The sequence below is a fragment of the Hymenobacter bucti genome, from assembly GCF_042681145.1.
Lineage (GTDB): Bacteria > Bacteroidota > Bacteroidia > Cytophagales > Hymenobacteraceae > Hymenobacter > Hymenobacter bucti.
Map to the genome: position 1 here is coordinate 382,945 of NZ_JBHUFD010000018.1, position 17,615 is coordinate 400,559.

Consider the following 17,615-nt stretch of genomic DNA (forward strand, 5'->3'; position numbering starts at 1 on the left):
CTAGCCCTGGTGGTTAATGAACGTTCATTCGGCGCAGTTCCACCACGAATGGTTACCGTCGGTTCTGAGGCGATAGCGACGGCCTACCCGCGCCCGGCCACTGTCGAAAGGAAAAGCGGCAGCTTTGTAGCGCAGGGCCAGCATCACGCGGCCAGTGGCGGTGGCGGCGTAGCCAAGCAGCTCGGTGGTTCCCACTATTCGCAAGAGGCCTTCGCTGGAATAGTCGGGCCCGTTGCCGAAAATAAATGACTTGAACAGCACTTGCTCCTGCCGTTCGCCTAGGTACAACCACAGCAGCACCGCCAGCCGCAGGTTCCACACTAGGCCTGGCTGGGCTGGGGCCAACGCATACCCGCCGGCCAGCAACGCCAGTGCGCCGCCTGGCGCCGCCCAGCACCCCGGCCGGGGCCAGCGGTAACGCTCAGCCGCCAGGGCCAGCGTGAGCGGCAGCCTTAGCGCCACAGACAACCCCAGCGGAAACACCCAGGCGGCCGGTACCTCTGGGTACTGATTGGCGCCAATAGCCTGGCAGCCAGATAAACACACCACGCCAGCGCACAGCAGTGTGAGCGGAAAGTGCCGGGCTACGCGTCTGGCCTGGGCTGCCACGTGATGCAGGGCAGAGAGTCTGGTCACCCGGTTATTGCCACTAGTGCCACCACGGGCGTTTTTCCTCGGCCCGGGCCTGGCGGGTTTTGGGAGTATCATCCTGGCCTTCCAGCGCCGCCATGTAGGTTTGCCAGCCGTTGGCCACGTACTTGGCGGCGACTTCAAAATCGCTGACGCTGAAGTCTAGGTCCCCGGCATCGGGAATTTTAAAATCGCCCCAGTGGCAGGGCTTGCGTTGCTGGGTAGCGTAGCTCGTCCAGGTGGCCACGCACTGGTTGTTATTAAAGCCGTCGCTGGGTTCGAGGGTGTTGTACTGGGGCTGGCCCTTGGCGTCGAGGTAGAAATAGGTGGTGAGCGTGCCGCTGATGGTGCCGCTGCCCGGCTGGCGGCGGTCTTCGGCCAGCTCGACGCGGCAGGTGAGCTCGCCCTCCCGAAACTGCGGGTACTCCGTATTGGGCGCTTTGTAGAGCCGCGCTTTCGTTACCGTGATGGTGCCTGTAAAGGCGCACACATTGGTTTTCACCCGCGTTTTGCCGCTCACTAGGTACACATGAGGTCGGGCGGGGTCGGGGCGCACACTGGTGTAGTGCAGGTAAAACCGCTGGTAGTCGGCCCCGATAAAGCCCAGCGGCTCGGGGAATACGCCGGTGCCTTTTGTGGCGTAGAAGGTCAGCTGGTCGGCCCGCCACAGCCGGGTCAGGTTTTTGGTTTTGAGCGGGGCCAGGTAATCTATACTAGGTGGCGGGGCCTGGGCGGAGCCGGCCAGCGGCAGCCCTAGCAGCCCGGCCAGCAAGCAGCCGCACCACCACCAGCGGGCGGCGCGCAAGGGAAAGAAAAGGCGCATAAGAGGAGTTGAGTGAGTTCGTCGGAATGGCATCCGCCTCGGCCGGCTGTCCCCCAGCGCAAGACCGGCCCCCGGCCAAGACTGCGGGCAAGGTATCACCTCAGCTTCATTTTTCTCTCGTAGCAGTAATCAGAATCTAAGCGTCCCGCAGGCAGTCTCGTGGCTAGGGTAACGGGCGGCGACCAGTAGCCGTAAGCTACTGGTAGTAAAGTAAGCCCACGGAATGTCTGAGCTCCATATTGCCGAAATTCCCTTTGCGGACGGCCGGATTCGCTACCGCTATGCTCGCCAGTTGTCGCCCGATGGCACCCGCTGGCTGCGCCACGGTCTCTTCCAGGCCTTCCATCCCAATGGGCCCTGGCCTCGGCCGGCACTTACCTAAACGGCGCGGAAGAAGGTCTTTGGCAGGATTTTCACGTCAATACGCGCCTCGCGGCCACGGGCACTTACCAAGCCGGCCACAAAGCCGCTGACTGGCACTACTGGAATGACCAGGGTACGGAGGAGGCCAGCGACCCCAGCCCGGCCTGACGGCCTAGCGACCCACCCAGCTTCCCGAGCAGCTGGAATAACCCCTGTAATTTACCCCAATGGTCAGTCACATTACCCGGCGTTTTCAGAGCGATTTTGCTGCGCTGCTGGCCGGCAAGCTGTATACTTTTCGCCGCCGCAGCGTGTGGCGCTACCTGCTGGCCGCCCTGCTGCTCAGCCTGGCCCGGCCTACGCTGGTGCATAATTTTTGGCGCACGCTGCTGGCCGCCGCGGCCGGCCTGGTGGGCCTAGGGCTGCTGGCGGTGGTGGCCAGCAGCTACGCCCAGCGGCGGCAAAAGTACTTCGAGGCTGAAATAGCGTTTCGGGCCGATGGCCTCACGGTGCAGCCCACCAGCGGGGCCCTAGCCGAAGCCCACGACTGGCAGTGGGTGCGCCACGCCAGCGAAAGCCGCCACCGCTTTTACCTGGTGCTGCGGCCGTTTCCGCGCCTGGTGCTTCTGCTCGACAAGCACCGCCTAACGGCCGAGGAAGTGGCTGCCTTCCGCACCTGGCTGGCCGCTCGCCACCCGGCGCGCTAGTCCGCGCCCGCCACGCTGGGTGGTATTGTCTGACTGGTGTGCTAAACCACGGCATCCAGCGCGGCCTTGCGGGCAGCTGGATACTCCCACACGAAGGTGGTGAGCGTGTTGCGCTTGAGTACCGTTTTTTCGTAGAAAATCCGGCCCTTCACCTGCCCTGACAGCACGTAGCCCGTGCGCGTGGGCTGGTCGAAGGTGGCGCGCTGCGCCTGCCAGTTTGCGCGCGCCACTTGCCGGCGCCTGGCTAGGCCGTTTTCTGCAGCCGCATAGCCCGCAAATACGGTGAGTATGGCCTGCCCATCGGGCGAGAGAAAGTGGCGGCCATCGCCGTTTTCGGGCTCGGGCTCGGGCCGAAAATCGGCCGGGTAGTCGATGCGGTAGCCGAAGCAGGCGTTGTGGTAGGTTTTGTAAGTTGGTGGCGTCAGGCTGACCAGGGCCAGCACCCCACCGAGTAGCGCTAACTTGTTCATCAGCAACTCTGCAATTGAAAGGAGATGGTGGTCGAGTCGCGGCCATCGACGCAGAAGTATAGCAAATCTGAGTCATTCCAAGCAAAGCCCTTGGTATGGTCAAATTACCGTCAGCATGTGCCCTTGGGACAAGTATTTTTCAGCTACTGCGCGTAGCCACCCATTCAGTAGCCAGGGCCGGGCTTACTAGGCAGCGGCTGCTTGGGTGAGGCAGCCGGGCTACTCTAGCCTGCTATCCTTAGTTAATTGATTATTAAATGTTTGTCTAGCAAAATAATCAGCTAATCGCCCTACGAGCCGCTAGCGCGGCTCGTAGGGCGAGGTGCCAGGGGGGATAAGCTAGCGCAGGATATTGAGGCCGTGGCAACTGAGGCTAATAGCGCGTTAGCCGTGCTTTTTATGGGCGATAGGTTTCAGCTTCTAGTTCGTTTGTAGGCCCCCGCGCAAGTGGCTGACTCCCAAATTAAAGCTGCGTCCTTTCAAGTTCCAGAAGCACTGTTCAATCGGCCAGCGCTTGGCGTAAAGCTGGTCAAGCCAGTTCAGCCCGGCTGAGACGAAAAGAAACAGAAAGCCATTGTTAGTCAGCAGTCTAATATAGGTCTGCCCTCAAGCGCCAACTACTTGGCAAAAATCAGGTGGTTTCTTTGTTTTTGACTTCTGCCAGCTTGGCCAGGAGCGGTCCTTTGTGTTCCAGGGTAAAAGCAACAAACTTATCTTCTTTGATAGCTAAACGCACCACCATGGGCAACCATGGATAAACATTGCGGGCTAGCATTTCGATAGTTTCATCGTTTTGGGCCGCGGCCAACGCTTTGTCAGCATAAGGCTCAATCTTGGGCCAGTGTTCGGCAATTACAGGTCCCAAAGCACTCAAAATTTTGCCGGTTAGGTCGCTACCTTCAGCGCCATTGTCTTTGCTCATTAGAGATGAAAGCATTAGATTTTTTATTAATGGTTTAGAATGAATCTTTAACAAACAACCTTTTCTTTGATTTCAACTATAAGTGAATAGCTTTTATAGCTGAAAATAAGGAGGTTGAGACGTTGCTTCACGGGGCAGAACGAGTTCCAAAGGTCGGGCTGCCCCGTTTTTCATGCCCTGTTACTTTTTAGTATGGTAGAGTGCAGCCGGGCTACTTCACGTTGGCCAGAATCCAGTTGGTGGTGTTGCGCTCGCTGTCTTCGCTCACCGGCGCCGGCGATTTAGTACTCGTGCTCATGGCCATCGTCAACACGCCGGTGGCCTTGTTCCAGGAGTAGAACCAGCCGTGCTGGGCGCCCATTTGGGCGGGCGTGGGCTCCTGGGCGGTGGTGGCGAAGTGGATTTCCTTGATTTTGCGAATCGGGGCCTGATAGTACTCGGCCCGGCTGCCGCCGAGCGAGCGCACGAGGTCGGTGCTGATGTTTTCGATGACGGTCCACAGCTCCAGGTCGCGCTTCTCGGTGAGGTGCTGGGCAGCGGCTTCGGTCCAGGTAAACTTGACGGGCATCTTGTACTCGTAGCGCAGGCGCCGGAAATACTGCGAGTTGGCGTGCTCGGCATCGTCCTTGCTGGGCTGGGTGGCATCGGCCATCACGGCGCGGGCGTAAGCCTGCTCGTTGGCTGGGGTATGGTTGCCGGGCTTGGGCGCGTCGGCTACTTTGCCCTGGGCGTGGGCCGCCGTAGCGGTTAGAAAAATGAGTGCGGCCACCGCAGCGGCGCGACAAGCAGGCGTGAAATGGAACAGCATGGTGATGGAAAGAAGTGAAAGAAAAGCGACGGGCAGATAGGCTGGTGAAGGTGGCGTGAAGCCCTTGTGAGTGCCTACGAACTCGACCGTAGGTTAGTTTTACGCCGCGCGGCAGTAGGTGGCTGGGCGGCATTTCCGGCCCTGTTATCTTTTTGCGTCCTTCCCCAAATGCCTGCCCACTCGCCCGCCCTCCTGGCCGCCCGACCGGCCCCACGCTGCCTGGTACTGCTGCGGCCCACTGGCCTGCTGGTAGCCGTGGCGCTTCCGCTAGGGGGCGTGCTGCTGGCCATAAATACCCTAAAGCTGGCAGGCGGCCACTGGCCGTGGCGCAGCGTGCTGGGCGAGCTGCTCAGCCTGGCACTGGTGCTGGGGGGCGGCTACCGGGCAGTGCGCGGCAACCAGCCCCGGCTGCTAGCTATCGCCCGCGAGGCGCTGCACTTAGCGCCGCTGAAGCCGGGCCAAAACCAGCCGGCCGAAACCATCGCGCTCAGCAGTATCGTGGCCTACACCTATTGGCTGCGCCTGCTGCGGTGGCGGGGCTTTGCCCAGTACCACCTGCGCCTGGAGCTGGCCGACGGCCGGGTGCTGCACTTGGCCGACCGCCCCGGCCCGCGTCCCGACGACCCCACCGGCACCGTGCGCCTCGATGTGCTGGCCAAGCGCCTGGCCCGACGTACCAAGTCAGGGCCGCTGCGCCGCCCGCTGTTTTACCAGACCCGCACGGCGCGGGGGCTGCTCTGGGCTAGCTGGGGCGCGCTGGCGGTGGCCCTGGGTCTATTGGGGCTGGGCTACTCGGTGGGCATCCTGCTGCTGCCCCCGGCGATAACGTATGGGTGCCTCTACTACCTGGGGCGGGCCGATGCCGACCTCACGGCGTGAGGATATTGAGCAGGTAATTAGCTGCTAATGCAACTGATAATCTAGGCAAATCAGCAGTTGAAAAAGTGCGTTAGCGCTACCGCCCAGCCGGCGAATTTATCGAAAAGGTAGCTGCCAGAAATGACAGCCCGACCAGTGCCGATACGACCAGCAGTACTAGCCCCAGCACTTTTAACGGGAGCTAATCCCAGTAGGTAGCGGGCAACGGGCGCGGGAGTGCGGGCTGGCGCACCCGCACGCCAGCCGCTAGCCAAGCGAGGGGATAGCTCCCGCCGCACTGGTGCTGGTCGGCGCGCAACGAGTGCTTGCGGGGGCTGCCGCACCGGGGTATGCTACCAGTTGTAGAGGCGGGTATGTGGGCAGCTAAGCAGGGCTAACAGTTGGCAGATGCCATTTTTGTGCGCTGACGAACTTACGCTGGTAGCCCTTGACGATGAAAAAGCTCCTCCCGCTCCTCGTACTGCTGGCCAGCGCCTGTAACCCCTGCACCAAGCTGCCGCTCTCGGCCGATGACCGGGCCTGGACGGGCGCTTACCCCCGCGTGGGTCAGGAAATTGCGTTTCGCAGCGACCGGGGCCACGCGGCTACCTACCGCGTGGCCGAGCGGGTCGACACCTATAATAACCTCGATTGCAACTGGCTGGAAATCGGCTCAGACCAGCCCGCGCACTTCCACCTCACGCTGCGTCTCACTGCTTTCCCGCAGGGCGGCGCCCGCGACCTGACCTTGTACGTGGTTAAGTGGAGCGCCCAGCAGCCCGCCCAACTCGACTTTCGGATGGCGGGCCTGGAGGCCTACTTTCACGAGCGCGATGACCACCACCACTTCCGGTTGCTGCCGCGGGCCTGCACCCTGGCCAGTGGCCAGCGCTTTCCGCAAGCCTACTATTTTGAGGCCGGCCGCAACGCCATTGCCTACGGCGCGCCGCCGCTGCGCGCCTGGTACTGGGACCCGCAAGCCGGCCTGCTGCGTTATGAATTAATTGACGGTGAGGTGTTTGAGCTGGTGCCGGCTGGTCAGCACCAGCTAAGCGACGGCTCCGCCGGTTAAGTTGGCTGACTGAGGCAGCGTCCGCGTCTTCCTAGGCTGGCAGGCGATGTAGAAGCACCTTTGCCGAAGCCAGCCGGATGAGCGGCAGATACTTTGCCTTGCCGGAACCCGGTGGCGGAGTTTGGTAGCAGGCACGCTTCGTCGGCGGCTAGTGCTGTCTCGATTGACCCGAATTTCAACAGTGGCCCGTACAGCCGGGTAGGCCTGCGCCCACTGCCGTTCCCCGTAGTCCGGGGGCGGGCTTACTTTGCAGCCCATGGCTTCTTCCCCGCCGTTGACTGGCTTTTTCCTCGATGAGTTGACCTTGCCCTGGGGCACTACTCTGGCCGAAGCCGCCGCCCGCCTGGCCGGCCGGCCCCAGTGGCCACCCTACGGCGGCTGGCCCAACCTACGCCCGGCCTGTTCGCACGTGCTGGGCTTGGCTGCTACCGGGTGCGACCTGCGCGCCCCGGCCCACGCCCGGCCGGTGCTGCACGCCAGTTACCACTTAGCCGCGCCCCCGCACTACGCGGGCCAGCCCGCCGAAGCCAGCCAGTGGCAGGAGCCTCTTACGGCCCAATTGGGGCCGCCTACCCAGGCCGAGGTAATGGAGCGACCCGGAGTAACCGGGTCCAGCATGGTGGTGTACGCGGCGCACTGGCAGTGGCCGGGGGTACGGCTGTCGCTGGCGGCCTACGGGGGTGCCCGGCCCGAGGCCGGCGGGCCAGTAGGGGCGAGTTTATTTCTGGACTGGGAAGATGAACAAACGGCCGCCCACCCCTACGCCGTGGCAGCCGCCCGCGAGGCGGCGCTGTTAGCAGCGGTGGCCGGGCCAGCCGTGGCGGCCACCGTGTTTCACTTAACCCAGGCGCAAGTGCCCTACACGCACTTCAACTTCGGCGAGCCGCGGCCGCCCAACGATGAGCGGCGCCGGGTGCAGCGCGCCTTGTACCGTGAGCACCTGCTCGAAACCCCACCCTACTTCCAGCAGCGGCTAGCGGCCGCCGAGGTAGCCTTGTGGCCCGTACCCGGCCGGGCGGCCTGGGCCGTTTCCACTCGTTGGGATACGCTGGTGCTGCCGGTGGCCGCGCCGCCGCGCATCGAGCTGCTGACGGCGCAACCGGGCCGCGGCCCGGGCTACGTGCAGCTCGACATCGGCACGCTGCGCCTTACCGATGCCCTGGCGGCCCCGGCGTTGCCGGCCCTGGCCAGTGCGCTGGCCCGCCTGCCCGGCGTGATAGTTGGCCGTCGGGAGGATTACGATGGCTGGTAACTGGGTTAGCAGGGCGCCGGGCGGGTTTCTCGCCCTCTGCGTTGGTTACTCGTCCTACTCTTGCTCCCCAATCCAAGGGGCCCGCGGCTCCATCCGCTTCCACTTGCGCGCCCGCCGCAGCACGCGCAGCCGGTGCAGCGCCTCGCGTAACCCTAGTACCACGAATAAGAGCAGGAGCACAATTACTACCGGGCTGGTAAGGGCTACCACAACCATAAGCTCATAGCTGAGCTGGGCACTTCCCGGAACAGGCAGCCCTTGCGTAAGCACGCAGGCGCCCAGTAGCAGTACCCAGGAAAGTAGTAATCGGTGCATTATCCGCTCCATGCGCTTTTTACTACCTATCGTAAGGCTGCGGGTAAAGTAAAGCCTATCATGAGCTGGCTACGCGCTTCAGAAACAGCCCCTGCTTACTGAGCACGCGCCCCGCGCGCCACCAAGCGCAGGTGGCGTTGGGTAGTTCCCAAATTCAGCACTAGCGGGCTTGGCCGCCCGCCCAGGTCGGAGCCGAAGTAAAATGGTAACGTTATCCTTTCGAAGACCCAGCTTCCCTAGTAAGCTGCGCGTAGCCTGGCTGGCAGGTGCCTTGCGGTGAGGTCCTTCCCTAACAGACCAGTCAAGGGAACCAGCCACGAACTTGGGTCGCCCCGCCCGAGGCGCCCCAGGAAGTAGACAACCCGCACCAAGCCAAGATAGTACGTTAGGCAATCCTTCTCTCCCCAATCCCCATTGCCATGAATACGGAAGACCTCAAGCAACTCATCAAGGACGGCCTGGCCGCCCAGCACGCTGGCAGCAAAGTGGCCGCGAAGGCTACCGACGACATCCTGGACGATGCCACCGATGCCGAACTCAAGACCCTGCTCCAGCGCGGCAACGACACGGCCAAGCAGTGGGAGCAGCGCCTAGAGCGGGCAATAACCGAGGCCGGCGGCGTCGACGACCAGGACAACGAGATTATGGAAGCGCACTTTGAGGTGAGTAAGGAAATCCGTGGCAAGGCCACGACCAGCGAGGTACGCGACCTGGGTATCATCACGAGCGGCCAGCTGGCCCTGCACTACTGGATTGCCTCGTTTGGCACGGTGGCCTCGTATGCCAAAGCGGCGGGCCTCACGCAAACCGCGCAGGAGCTGCACCAGTGCGTAGAAGACGCCAAGCAGGCCGATGAGCAGCATACGGCTCTGGCAGAACGCCTGCTAGCAGCCGGCTAAGCAGTAAGAAGTTATCCCTGTTTCCAGCCCCCGGTTCTAGCAACTACTGCTAGGGCCGGGGGCTCTTTCGTAAGGTGTACCGTGAGTTGATACCTAGGGCTGCCTTCGGTAGTGCTAAAAGCCTTACCGACGGAGCCCAACGCTAGGGTTGCGATGGCCTTTCATTCCGCTAAATAGCAAGGCCGCCCGACAGAATAAGCAGTTCTACAACAGTGAATTGCTTGTTCTGCAAATTATCGATACCAGTGCTTCTATTACTTAATGCGAACCCACTTCATAATTTCTTCACAAGGCTGATTCAGCACGAAATCCGGTCGTCACGTTGAGGGAACGGCGCCTGCCTCCAGCGCTCCTCTCTTCTATCTATGACGTCCTCCGTGTGGTCGATTGCCCTGCTGGCCGGTAGTGGCCTAGTACTGTTTCTATACGCCGTAAGCCGGCTGGCCCTCTCGCTGCGGCACCTGGCGGGCGAGCGGGTGAAGGGTCTACTCGACCGCTTTACTAAGTCCGTGCCCGCCGCAATCCTCACGGGTACCATCGTCACGGCCGTGCTCGATTCGTCGTCCGTGGTCATCATTCTGGCCATTGCCCTAGTGAGCGCCGGGGCGCTGCCGTTTCGCAATTCGCTGGGGGTAGTATTAGGCGCTAATATTGGCACTACTATCTCCAGCCAACTCTTCGCCTTCGACCTGGGCCAGTACGCGGTGGTGGCCATGCTGCCTGGCTTGCTGCTGCTCTCCTTCAGTAAAAAGCGGGCGGGGCGGGCGAGTGGCCGCGCCCTTTTTTGCTTCGGATTACTGTTTTTCAGCTTGTTTCTGATTGGCGAGGCCGCGGCCCCACTCAAGGATTACCGGGGCGTGCAGGCCTGGCTGCTTAAGCTCGAAAACCCAGTGCGCGGCGCCGGGGCAGGCGCGCTGCTCACCTTGCTTATTCAGTCCTCCTCCGCTACGCTGGGTATGGTCATCAAGCTCGCCGCCAAAGGCTTGGTCACGCTGCCCGCCGGCATTGCCGTGATGCTAGGCGCCGAACTGGGCACTTGCTCCGATACGCTGCTGGCGACGATTGGCCGCGGGCGGGCGGCGCTGAAAACGGGGCTGTTTCACCTGGGTTTCAATGCCATTTCCATCACGCTGGGCTTGCTGCTCATCAAGCCGCTCACTGCCCTCGTAGTGCTGGTAGCTGGCCACGCCGACATAGCCCGGCAGATAGCCCACGCCCACGTGCTCTTCAACGTGGCGGGCGTGCTGCTTTTCGCCCCCCTGGTGCCCCTGTGCCAGCGCCTGCTCGATGCCTGGCTCCCGGACCAGGAGCAGCCGGTGTCGGCCGCCTGAGGTAGCCGTGCAGGAAAGATGAAAACTTAACATGGTAAAGTAATAAACCAGTCGGTCCGACCGCCCGCTTATACCTGCCTTCGTGGCCGTACTCAGTTTCCCTTCGTCCTGGTCTGGGAAATCCGCCTGGCCCTGAATTCATTCTTCCCCATGACTTCCTCGAACCCTAGTACTGCCGAAGAACCTGTTCTGGCCGACGAACGCCGCGACAACCGCATCGTGGCCTTTATAATGAGCGCCACGGTATTTGTATCCTTGGTGTTGCTCTACACGCACTAACTGCGCTTGCCTGGTCTGTTACATTAGTTGCGCGAGCGTGCAGCTGGCTCAACGGCTTCTACCCGGAGCACTCTTTCCGACCCGGTACATTGCCCCAGGCCTTGGAACGTGCCGCTCTAACGCGCATTACAGAGTCTTACTCTGTCGTGCACATGGCGAGTAAGGAGCTCGCCCACAATGAGTATTTACTGGCTGATTTTCAGCTTTAGTTGGTACTAAACGCTGCGCTTGGCCGTTGTCAAGTAAGCAATGCAAAAGGTTAGAAAGCATACGCTTTGGCTCTTGCTGATAAGCAGCCCAAAGCCTAACAAACTCACTCACTAGCTGCCAAAACGGACGATATCCGCACCCGGCGCGCCGCCACCGCAGCCCGGTAGATGGCCATGCCTAGAAACAGGCGCACCACCACCCCGCCCGTGCCCTGACCGCTGCCCAGCAGCAGTACACCATCGAGCACCAGTAAGGCCAGGGCTACCCAAAAGGCCCAGGCCAGCTGGCGGTATTTGCCCAGCCAGCCCAGGCCAGCGTAGAGCGCGCCTTCCGCCAGCGTGCCCCAGCCAAAGCCGAACGCCAGCAAAAATTCAACCGGTCCCAGCATGGCCACTGCTGACAGCGCCTCATTGAGGCCCGCAATGACCATGGTAGCCGCAAAGCCCCCGTTGATTTGCGTAAGCGGGTCGTTCACGGTGTCGCCGAGGGGCCGGCCATCGAGCTGAAAGTCGAGGCCCTGCGCGCCGAATTTTTGCTGAAGCCGCACCAGCAGACGGCGGCCGTCGGGCAGGGCAAACTCGTGGCCGGCTTTGAGCTCGGCCGGAGTGAGCTGGCCCAGCTCCCGGCCCTGGTAGTCGAGGCGGAAGTTGCGGAAGAACAAGCTCCAGGTGGCAGTTACCTCATCGGTGCGGGCGTTGTCGAGATAGTACGTTTTCGTGGGCATAAGCCAGAGGGGTAGGGCCAAGCTAGCGCCAGTGGATAAGGAAGACGTGGCGGCACCGCCCGCAAGGTAGCACGGTCTTGTTTACCGCTCATAGCCTAGCCCAGCGCCGCTTTTCTGCGCTTCTTTCACGGTTATGAATCGTTCTGCACCACGGTAGGCCGCGCCGCTGCTACTGGCGCTTACCGCTTGCCCCTCTCCCAAAAAGGACCCCGCCTAAAGCGCCGCGGCCACTGCGCCAGCGCTGGCCGATTTTCGTCGCCCCGGCTACGCCCAGTACCCGGGGCCAGCTAACGGGCGCTGCTGATTCTTTAGCCCTGCACCTTACCATCACCCCGCCCCATCCCGGTAGTGAGGCGGCGGGGGGTATCCGGCCGTTACCGGCCCTAGTTAGCCTGTGGCGACAGCAGCGGGCGGAGTTCAGCAAGTCCTACCGCGAAGATGCGGCGGGCCTAGCCGAAGACCTGGCCGCCAACTCAACGGCCACGCTCGACTTGGCCGATACGTACAGCCCCAGCCTGCGCTTCAAAAGCCAGCGCAGCGCCTCGGTCATCTGCCAGCAGGGCAGTTTGCTGAGTCTGCGTCTCTTCGACTACGGCTAGTCGGGGGGCGCGCACGGCAACTTTGGCAGCACCCTGTGCAGCTTCGATTTGCGCACCGGCCGGGTGCTCACGTTCGACGCTATTTTCCGGCCCGGTACCCGCGCCCAGCTGCTGCCCTTGCTGGCGCGCGACGCGCCCTGGGCGTCGGCGCCAACAAGCGACTCGATACGAAGCTGTTGGACAATAAGATGCAGCTGACTACGAACGTGTGCCTCACGCCTGGCGGCGTGATGTTCGGGTACGTGCCCTACGAAATCACTGCCTACGCCCTGGGCGAAGTTTCCGTATTCGTGCCCCTGGCCGAGCTGCGCCCGCTGCTGCGCGAGGGCTTGCCGCTGCCGGGGCCCGGCACGCACGTGGCAAGGTGATGAGCAACCAGGCAGCGTTACGATAAGCTCAGGCCCAGCAGCCAGCCCCGAGAAGGTGACCTTACTGCTTGCGCCGGCTCAGCCACCAGATGCTGCCACCCAGCGCCGCCAGCGCCCCGGCCACCAGCGCTGCCACGGTCACGAATGGCCCGAAAGCTTTGCAGGAGCAGCTGGCAAAGACGGGTTTGCCCCCAATGCACAGCCGCCGCCGGCAGAAAGCGCACGGCGTCAGATTCGGGTCGATTTGGCCGGGAAGGGGCCACTGGTTGGCAGGCGAAATCATGGTGCAAGGACAGGAAAAAGCCGCAGCACGTGCGGCTAATAGTAGATACAGCAGGTTCCGGAAGGTAACCCGGCCCGGCCTAAGCTGCCGGGGCCGCGCCTGAATCGGGCGGCAGCTGGTCGCCGCATTCGGCACCGGTGATTTCCGGTTTGCTACTCGCCCGGCCGTAGTCGGGGTGATAGCCCATGATGCCAAAACCAGTGCTGGGGTCGTAGAAGCCTGCTTCCTGGCCCGCTGCCCGGCCGTCGTAGGCCACGTACATTACTTCGCCGCCCAGGCCGAATTGCTGCCGCACGGCAGCTTCCCGGAAGAAACAGTCGAAGTACAGCCAGTCGAGCCCCTGGCCGTAGGGGTCGCCCCGATAAGTGGGTGTAAAGCCAAGGCGAGCTAGATGCGCGGCGAGCTGTAGTAAGCCGTTTTTCACGTGGTATTGCTTTTTTCCAGGGCTTAATCCTGGTTGGGCGAGTGGCTGAGTACGCGAAAGCTGAGGCGCAGCAGCGCCTGCCGGGTGGTGTCGGGCTGGTCAGCCACGAAGGGAATGCGCTTGTGCAGAACCCGGACGGGTAGGCTGTAGGCGTAGTAGGGGTAAAGCGTGTCGGGCCGGGGCTGGTGGGCCAGCATCGGAAATACGCGGATGTACGCCACCGAGTCGCTAAGGCGGGCTTCGGCCTCGGCCCCAAAAGGGTAGTCCATCAGGTAGGTATTGCGGTCGTAGTACCGGGGCTCGCTGTCGTCGGCCGACGACCAGCGCCGGTATTCCAGCAGCATATACCGCCAGGAGTACGACAGGGCCAGCCGCACCGGCACCCGGTCGGCCGTTTCGGTCAGGTCGGGGTCCGCGCTGCGGCCCGAAAAAAAGTCCCAGTGGTAGCCGGCGCGGTCATATTCCTCGGGCCGGAAGTAGGGGCGGCGGAAGTGCAGCGTATCGAGCCGGGCCGCCGCTGCGACCGAAGCGGGCACAAACCACACCCGCAGCAGCACCTGGCTACGGTGGGCGTTGGTGTACTGAAACATACTGTCGGCCAGCAGCGAATCGGGCGCCCAGAAGCTTTCCAGCGTATCTTGCCGGTCGAGGGGCCGGTAGCGGGCGGGTAGGGTTTCGAGCAGCGGCTTGAGGCGCGGCGGCAACTCCTGAAAGTCGGGCCGGCAAGCCCCTAGCAGGAATACCGCGGCTGGTAGCAAGCGAGTGGGGGCCATAGCGAAAGCGCTCTAGCGGGGCAGCGTAAGTTCGTCATAGGTCACGCGGGCATCGTCGGCCATACTGCCATCGGGCAGGGCGTGGCGGCGCTTCAGCACCACGCGGCAAGGGGCGGCCCAGCGAGCTTCGACGGGCTCCCAGGTAGTGGGCTCCAGCTGCCAGAGCAGGCGCGCGCCGGTCGCTTCTACCTGCACCAGACTCAGCATATTGGCCTGGTCGCCGCCTCCCAGGCCGGGGCTGGTGAGCAGCACCAGGCGGCCATCAGGGGCAGCCACGGGGTCGCCGGGCAGCTCGGCCAGGTGGCGGCCGGTGCGCTGGTCGACAAGCACCGTGCCGTCCGATTCCCAGGCCCAGGCGCGCACCGCCCACTGGTGGGCGGCGGGCAAGCTACCCCAGTACCTATACCGCACGGCGGCCGCATTTTCCAGGGTAAACTGCGCGTCGGGCGTGGAGGCTAGCCGCACCTCAGGGCCCTGCGCCGGCCGCAGCCGCAGCGCCAAGCCCTGGCGGGTAACGCCGCCCTGGTCGGCGGGCAGGTGCTCGGAAGTAGAGTCATTGGGCAAATCGGGCAGGCCGCTGAAGGGCAGCTTGTGGAAAGCATCCGCCGTGCTGGGGCGCAGCTGCACTACCTGGCCGCCGGGCAGGTGCAGGGTATCGATGGGGCCAGCGGCGACTCTAGGAACTGCTGGCTTGGTTGTGGCCGGTGGACTGGTGGGCGGGGCAGTAGCGGCGGGCTGGTCGGGGTGGCAGGCGCCGAGGCCCAGCAGCCCGGCGGCCAGGCCACCCAGGGCAATCGGGCGTAAATGCTTCAGGTAGTCGCTCATCAGAAAGAAGGGAAGGGGGTAGGCCCGTGCTTACTCTTTGTAGATATCAAACTTGGCCAGCGGCACCCGGCCAAAGTCCTTAGCGGTGGTGGCCGTGGTGGTGCCGTGCTCGGGGTGCGTCGCGTGGAAGTGCTCGTGGCCATCGCGGTGCAGCAGCCAGGTGCGGGCGGCCGGGTCGTAGCGGAAGGTCACGTAGCGCGTCCAGCGCTGGGCGCTGCCGCCGTAGTGCTCCACCGTAAAATAGCCCTTCTTGATGGCTAGGCCCATGAAAGGGTCGCCCATGATGCCGCCGCAATCCACGCAGTACACAGCGTTGTCGGTGCGGGCGGCCAGGGTATAAGTGCCGCCCGCGCCGCCCACAAATACCAGCAGCGGCCGCTTGGTGGGATGGTCTACCACGTTGGAAGTCTTTTGCTCGTCGGGCCGGTGCAGCACCACCAGCCAGTCGAGGAGCGCGTCGCGGTTGAGGTCGCCTCGGGCCGCGTCGAGTACGGTGTAGCCTGCGGGCAGTGCCCGGCGAATAGCAGCGGGCAGCGGTGGCGCGGGCTCGCGCGGGGCCTGCTTTGGGCCGGCTAGCGCTAGCAGTAAAGCACCAGCAGAAAAGAAGCTGAGCATGAGTAAACAGGGGCTAGCGGGCTATTCTTCAAAGGCCGATTCGGGCAGCAGCCCCCGCGCAAAGGCCTCGAACGTGGGGGCCAGCGGCGTAATGCGGTAGTCGTCTTCCTGGTCCACGTGCACCACGGCCGGCTCGCCCTGCGGGCCGCAGGCGCGGTAGTCGAGCATCACCAGGTCGTGCCCGGCCGAGGGGCAGTCGGCCACCACCACGCCGATGGCCGGGTATTCCCACTCGTCCAGCATAAACTGGCTGCCTTGGTCGCCGCACAATGAAATTCGTTTTTCGTAGCCAATGCCGCAAATGGCCGTAATGGCAATGTGGTCGTCGGCCCAGCTGGTCGCCTCGGTGGTGGGGAAGCAGGTGTTGCGCGGCACGCCGCCGTTACGCGTCCGCAGCAGAGCCACGTAGAAGGCGGGCAGCCGGTAGCCCAGGTCGGCCTCGACGCGGCCAATCAGCTCGTCGCTGGGCCAGGGTTCGGTGTAGGCCTCGGCGGCGTAGTCGCTGTCTTCCCAGAAGTGCGGGGCATCAAAATCGGCGGGTAATTCCATGACTAGTGGGGTAGGGTTATGGTTACAAAACAAAGTCGGCATCGACCACGCGGATGACGTGGGGGCCGCGACGCGGATAGCCGGCGGGGTAGTCGCCTAGGTGCTGGGGCTGGCCGCTATGCGCGGCCAGGCTCGCTAGCACGGCCGTTTTGAACGCGGCGGTATCGGTATAGCGCAGGGGCTGGCCGCCCACGCCCTGCCGGCCATTGCCGAAGAATACCATCAGATTGACCTGAGGAACAATTTTGCGGTCGAAATAATATAGTACATCGAGCCCAAACTGGGTGCACAGTATTTCTAGCGCTGCTAGAAAATCAGCCTGTTGGACTAGTGGCAGGTGGCAGTCGAGGCGCAGCAACGCTACCTCGGCCCGGTGCTTGCCGGGGCGGGAGCTGACGGCTTGCAGCTGGCCGTCGCCGTAGCTGTAGGGCGGCGTGGGGTCGTACGCCTCGGCCAGGCGCAGCAACGGGGTGTCGGCGGGCAGTGGCTCGGTAGTGGGCGTGGCGTGGTGTTGGCGCAGTACCTTCTCCAGCTCGCCGGCCACGTGAAACGTGTAGTCGGTGAGGGCGTAGTCACCCAGGTCCAGGTGCAGCACGTCGCCGTGCGCCTTCCCAAAAAGGTACCCCTCGGGGTAGCAGGCGGCCACGGCCCGCACGGCGGCCAGCAGGGCGGCCGGGTCGGGGGCGCGCACGGTGGCTGTGAGCTCGGCGGGGCCGTCGGCGTGCCCACCCCGGCCCGCCCCGAAGGCGAAGAAATCGAAGTGGTAAAGGCCCTTGGGGAAGCCGTAGTACCAGTAGACGCCGAGCAGCATGGGGCGCTAATAAAAGTCGCAGTAAAATTCCCACTCCCCGGTAGCCGCGTTTTTGGCCAGGAAAATGGTGCCGCCGTCCACGACGTTGAAGTGGGCTTTGGCGTCCGACGCAATCTGGAGCATAAACTCAAAGCCAGGGCTGAACTCAATGCCGGGCTGGCAGAAGGACGGCCAGCCACCGAGCTTGTGGCCAGGGTGGTTTTCGACGAGGTCGTAATAGCTTGTGACAAGGCCCCGGTGTTTGAGCGCCATAACTTCTTCTACTAAATGGTCGGCCCCGCCGCCATCCCACACGGGGTAGTCCGTGAGCGGCGGGCCGGCTTGCAGCGGGAAGGGCTGGAGCGGTGAAGCGGCCGTGGCGAGCTCGTTCAGTACCAGGGGCTCGCCTAGCTGATACTCGCGCAGCAGCCAGTTTTGGCCGTTGGGGGCCGGCTTAGTGTCTACAGGCAGTTTCTGGCTCACGAATACCGTGAGCGCCTGGGTATGAGCCAGCAGCGCCGGTACCGCGGGCAGGCCCGCCGGCACCAGTTGCAGCAGCGGCCACATGGGCCGGCCCCGCGCGTCGAGGGGCAGCGTCTCGCCAGCGCGGCTCAGGTACACGCGGCCCAACCAACTTTCGGTAGCCGTGTGGGTGGGCCGAAAGCCGCCCGTGGTAAACGCCACGGCGGGCCGGGCTAAAGCCGTTTTGATTTCTTCAGGGCTCAT

General features: G+C 63.3%; 24 protein-coding genes. 9 read left to right on the forward strand and 15 right to left on the reverse strand.

Annotation, left to right across the window (positions count from 1 at the left end; translation table 11 throughout):
* Positions 1-24 precede the first annotated feature (24 nt).
* The gene (locus ACFSDX_RS20755) at positions 25-636 is read right to left on the reverse strand and encodes a hypothetical protein (RefSeq protein ID WP_382317053.1); all 612 of its coding nucleotides are present in this window, start codon (positions 634-636) and stop codon (positions 25-27) included.
* A gap of 13 nt (positions 637-649) precedes the next feature.
* Positions 650-1,453 carry a hypothetical protein gene (locus ACFSDX_RS20760; protein WP_382317055.1) on the reverse strand — a complete coding sequence of 268 codons (804 nt, stop codon included), beginning with the start codon at positions 1,451-1,453 and terminating at the stop codon, positions 650-652.
* Positions 1,454-1,676: 223 nt separating this feature from the next.
* Here ACFSDX_RS20760 and ACFSDX_RS20765 point away from each other — a divergent pair, with 223 nt between their 5' ends.
* Both ACFSDX_RS20765 and ACFSDX_RS20770 read left to right on the forward strand, forming a co-directional pair.
* Positions 1,677-1,835: a hypothetical protein gene (locus tag ACFSDX_RS20765; protein ID WP_382317057.1), complete on the forward strand. Its 159-nt coding sequence runs from the start codon at positions 1,677-1,679 to the stop codon at positions 1,833-1,835.
* A gap of 208 nt (positions 1,836-2,043) precedes the next feature.
* Positions 2,044-2,523: a hypothetical protein gene (locus ACFSDX_RS20770; RefSeq protein WP_382317059.1), complete on the forward strand. Its 480-nt coding sequence runs from the start codon at positions 2,044-2,046 to the stop codon at positions 2,521-2,523.
* A 41-nt stretch (positions 2,524-2,564) separates the two neighbouring features.
* Here ACFSDX_RS20770 and ACFSDX_RS20775 read toward each other — a convergent pair whose 3' ends face one another.
* The 3 genes from ACFSDX_RS20775 to ACFSDX_RS20785 form a co-directional block, all read right to left on the reverse strand.
* Positions 2,565-2,993, reverse strand: a complete 429-nt coding sequence (locus ACFSDX_RS20775; RefSeq protein ID WP_382317061.1) for a hypothetical protein — start codon at positions 2,991-2,993, stop codon at positions 2,565-2,567.
* A gap of 631 nt (positions 2,994-3,624) precedes the next feature.
* The gene (locus ACFSDX_RS20780) at positions 3,625-3,930 is read right to left on the reverse strand and encodes a hypothetical protein (protein ID WP_382317063.1); all 306 of its coding nucleotides are present in this window, start codon (positions 3,928-3,930) and stop codon (positions 3,625-3,627) included.
* 196 nt (positions 3,931-4,126) lie between these two features.
* Complete coding sequence (locus tag ACFSDX_RS20785; RefSeq protein WP_382317065.1) at positions 4,127-4,723, reverse strand: hypothetical protein; 597 nt, start codon at positions 4,721-4,723, stop codon at positions 4,127-4,129.
* Positions 4,724-4,891: 168 nt separating this feature from the next.
* On the opposite strand from ACFSDX_RS20785, the gene ACFSDX_RS20790 reads away from it, so the two are divergent.
* From ACFSDX_RS20790 to ACFSDX_RS20800, 3 genes are all read left to right on the forward strand, one after another.
* Positions 4,892-5,602 (forward strand): hypothetical protein, encoded by a 711-nt coding sequence (locus tag ACFSDX_RS20790; protein ID WP_382317067.1) that lies wholly within the window; start codon positions 4,892-4,894, stop codon positions 5,600-5,602.
* Between the two features lie 433 nt (positions 5,603-6,035).
* Positions 6,036-6,653 (forward strand): hypothetical protein, encoded by a 618-nt coding sequence (locus ACFSDX_RS20795; protein WP_382317069.1) that lies wholly within the window; start codon positions 6,036-6,038, stop codon positions 6,651-6,653.
* Between the two features lie 256 nt (positions 6,654-6,909).
* Positions 6,910-7,905: a hypothetical protein gene (locus ACFSDX_RS20800; protein ID WP_382317071.1), complete on the forward strand. Its 996-nt coding sequence runs from the start codon at positions 6,910-6,912 to the stop codon at positions 7,903-7,905.
* Positions 7,906-7,959: 54 nt separating this feature from the next.
* Here ACFSDX_RS20800 and ACFSDX_RS20805 read toward each other — a convergent pair whose 3' ends face one another.
* On the reverse strand, positions 7,960-8,085 hold the full coding sequence (locus ACFSDX_RS20805; protein ID WP_382317073.1) for a hypothetical protein: 126 nt from the start codon (positions 8,083-8,085) through the stop codon (positions 7,960-7,962).
* A gap of 554 nt (positions 8,086-8,639) precedes the next feature.
* Between ACFSDX_RS20805 and ACFSDX_RS20810 the strand changes: the two genes are divergently transcribed.
* The 3 genes from ACFSDX_RS20810 to ACFSDX_RS20820 all read left to right on the forward strand — a co-directional run bounded on the left by ACFSDX_RS20810 (position 8,640) and on the right by ACFSDX_RS20820 (position 10,729).
* Positions 8,640-9,119, forward strand: a complete 480-nt coding sequence (locus tag ACFSDX_RS20810) for a YciE/YciF ferroxidase family protein (protein ID WP_382317075.1) — start codon at positions 8,640-8,642, stop codon at positions 9,117-9,119.
* A gap of 365 nt (positions 9,120-9,484) precedes the next feature.
* The gene (locus ACFSDX_RS20815; protein WP_382317077.1) at positions 9,485-10,450 is read left to right on the forward strand and encodes a Na/Pi cotransporter family protein; all 966 of its coding nucleotides are present in this window, start codon (positions 9,485-9,487) and stop codon (positions 10,448-10,450) included.
* 150 nt (positions 10,451-10,600) lie between these two features.
* Positions 10,601-10,729 (forward strand): hypothetical protein, encoded by a 129-nt coding sequence (locus tag ACFSDX_RS20820; protein WP_382317079.1) that lies wholly within the window; start codon positions 10,601-10,603, stop codon positions 10,727-10,729.
* A 313-nt stretch (positions 10,730-11,042) separates the two neighbouring features.
* Here ACFSDX_RS20820 and ACFSDX_RS20825 read toward each other — a convergent pair whose 3' ends face one another.
* Positions 11,043-11,663, reverse strand: a complete 621-nt coding sequence (locus ACFSDX_RS20825) for a hypothetical protein (RefSeq protein WP_382317081.1) — start codon at positions 11,661-11,663, stop codon at positions 11,043-11,045.
* 634 nt (positions 11,664-12,297) lie between these two features.
* Between ACFSDX_RS20825 and ACFSDX_RS20830 the strand changes: the two genes are divergently transcribed.
* Positions 12,298-12,630 (forward strand): RsiV family protein, encoded by a 333-nt coding sequence (locus ACFSDX_RS20830; RefSeq protein WP_382317083.1) that lies wholly within the window; start codon positions 12,298-12,300, stop codon positions 12,628-12,630.
* 61 nt (positions 12,631-12,691) lie between these two features.
* Here ACFSDX_RS20830 and ACFSDX_RS20835 read toward each other — a convergent pair whose 3' ends face one another.
* From ACFSDX_RS20835 to ACFSDX_RS20870, 8 genes are all read right to left on the reverse strand, one after another.
* Positions 12,692-12,913, reverse strand: coding sequence for a hypothetical protein (locus ACFSDX_RS20835; protein ID WP_382317085.1), 222 nt, complete (start codon positions 12,911-12,913; stop codon positions 12,692-12,694).
* 79 nt (positions 12,914-12,992) lie between these two features.
* Positions 12,993-13,337, reverse strand: coding sequence for a hypothetical protein (locus ACFSDX_RS20840; protein WP_382317087.1), 345 nt, complete (start codon positions 13,335-13,337; stop codon positions 12,993-12,995).
* A 23-nt stretch (positions 13,338-13,360) separates the two neighbouring features.
* Positions 13,361-14,110, reverse strand: a complete 750-nt coding sequence (locus ACFSDX_RS20845; RefSeq protein WP_382317089.1) for a hypothetical protein — start codon at positions 14,108-14,110, stop codon at positions 13,361-13,363.
* A 12-nt stretch (positions 14,111-14,122) separates the two neighbouring features.
* Entirely contained in the window at positions 14,123-14,935 is an 813-nt protein-coding gene (locus tag ACFSDX_RS20850) for a hypothetical protein (protein WP_382317091.1), read from the reverse strand.
* 30 nt (positions 14,936-14,965) lie between these two features.
* Positions 14,966-15,550 (reverse strand): hypothetical protein, encoded by a 585-nt coding sequence (locus ACFSDX_RS20855; protein WP_382317093.1) that lies wholly within the window; start codon positions 15,548-15,550, stop codon positions 14,966-14,968.
* Between the two features lie 21 nt (positions 15,551-15,571).
* A complete protein-coding gene (locus ACFSDX_RS20860; RefSeq protein WP_382317095.1) occupies positions 15,572-16,099 on the reverse strand; it encodes an SMI1/KNR4 family protein in 528 nt (175 codons plus the stop codon).
* Between the two features lie 22 nt (positions 16,100-16,121).
* Entirely contained in the window at positions 16,122-16,910 is a 789-nt protein-coding gene (locus ACFSDX_RS20865; protein WP_382317097.1) for a hypothetical protein, read from the reverse strand.
* A gap of 6 nt (positions 16,911-16,916) precedes the next feature.
* Positions 16,917-17,615 carry a hypothetical protein gene (locus ACFSDX_RS20870; RefSeq protein ID WP_382317099.1) on the reverse strand — a complete coding sequence of 233 codons (699 nt, stop codon included), beginning with the start codon at positions 17,613-17,615 and terminating at the stop codon, positions 16,917-16,919.

What these genes read in the sequence shown, in the direction of transcription:
- ACFSDX_RS20760 (WP_382317055.1), bottom strand. Translation starts at nt 1,453, where the DNA reads ATGCGCCTTTTCTTTCCCTTGCGCGCCGCCCGCTGGTGGTGGTGCGGC.
- ACFSDX_RS20765 (WP_382317057.1), top strand. Translation starts at nt 1,677, where the DNA reads ATGTCTGAGCTCCATATTGCCGAAATTCCCTTTGCGGACGGCCGGATT.
- ACFSDX_RS20770 (WP_382317059.1), top strand. Translation starts at nt 2,044, where the DNA reads ATGGTCAGTCACATTACCCGGCGTTTTCAGAGCGATTTTGCTGCGCTG.
- ACFSDX_RS20775 (WP_382317061.1), bottom strand. Translation starts at nt 2,993, where the DNA reads ATGAACAAGTTAGCGCTACTCGGTGGGGTGCTGGCCCTGGTCAGCCTG.
- ACFSDX_RS20780 (WP_382317063.1), bottom strand. Translation starts at nt 3,930, where the DNA reads ATGCTTTCATCTCTAATGAGCAAAGACAATGGCGCTGAAGGTAGCGAC.
- ACFSDX_RS20785 (WP_382317065.1), bottom strand. Translation starts at nt 4,723, where the DNA reads ATGCTGTTCCATTTCACGCCTGCTTGTCGCGCCGCTGCGGTGGCCGCA.
- ACFSDX_RS20790 (WP_382317067.1), top strand. Translation starts at nt 4,892, where the DNA reads ATGCCTGCCCACTCGCCCGCCCTCCTGGCCGCCCGACCGGCCCCACGC.
- ACFSDX_RS20795 (WP_382317069.1), top strand. Translation starts at nt 6,036, where the DNA reads ATGAAAAAGCTCCTCCCGCTCCTCGTACTGCTGGCCAGCGCCTGTAAC.
- ACFSDX_RS20800 (WP_382317071.1), top strand. Translation starts at nt 6,910, where the DNA reads ATGGCTTCTTCCCCGCCGTTGACTGGCTTTTTCCTCGATGAGTTGACC.
- ACFSDX_RS20810 (WP_382317075.1), top strand. Translation starts at nt 8,640, where the DNA reads ATGAATACGGAAGACCTCAAGCAACTCATCAAGGACGGCCTGGCCGCC.
- ACFSDX_RS20815 (WP_382317077.1), top strand. Translation starts at nt 9,485, where the DNA reads ATGACGTCCTCCGTGTGGTCGATTGCCCTGCTGGCCGGTAGTGGCCTA.
- ACFSDX_RS20820 (WP_382317079.1), top strand. Translation starts at nt 10,601, where the DNA reads ATGACTTCCTCGAACCCTAGTACTGCCGAAGAACCTGTTCTGGCCGAC.
- ACFSDX_RS20825 (WP_382317081.1), bottom strand. Translation starts at nt 11,663, where the DNA reads ATGCCCACGAAAACGTACTATCTCGACAACGCCCGCACCGATGAGGTA.
- ACFSDX_RS20835 (WP_382317085.1), bottom strand. Translation starts at nt 12,913, where the DNA reads ATGATTTCGCCTGCCAACCAGTGGCCCCTTCCCGGCCAAATCGACCCG.
- ACFSDX_RS20845 (WP_382317089.1), bottom strand. Translation starts at nt 14,110, where the DNA reads ATGGCCCCCACTCGCTTGCTACCAGCCGCGGTATTCCTGCTAGGGGCT.
- ACFSDX_RS20850 (WP_382317091.1), bottom strand. Translation starts at nt 14,935, where the DNA reads ATGAGCGACTACCTGAAGCATTTACGCCCGATTGCCCTGGGTGGCCTG.
- ACFSDX_RS20855 (WP_382317093.1), bottom strand. Translation starts at nt 15,550, where the DNA reads ATGCTCAGCTTCTTTTCTGCTGGTGCTTTACTGCTAGCGCTAGCCGGC.
- ACFSDX_RS20860 (WP_382317095.1), bottom strand. Translation starts at nt 16,099, where the DNA reads ATGGAATTACCCGCCGATTTTGATGCCCCGCACTTCTGGGAAGACAGC.
- ACFSDX_RS20865 (WP_382317097.1), bottom strand. Translation starts at nt 16,910, where the DNA reads ATGCTGCTCGGCGTCTACTGGTACTACGGCTTCCCCAAGGGCCTTTAC.
- ACFSDX_RS20870 (WP_382317099.1), bottom strand. Translation starts at nt 17,615, where the DNA reads ATGAGCCCTGAAGAAATCAAAACGGCTTTAGCCCGGCCCGCCGTGGCG.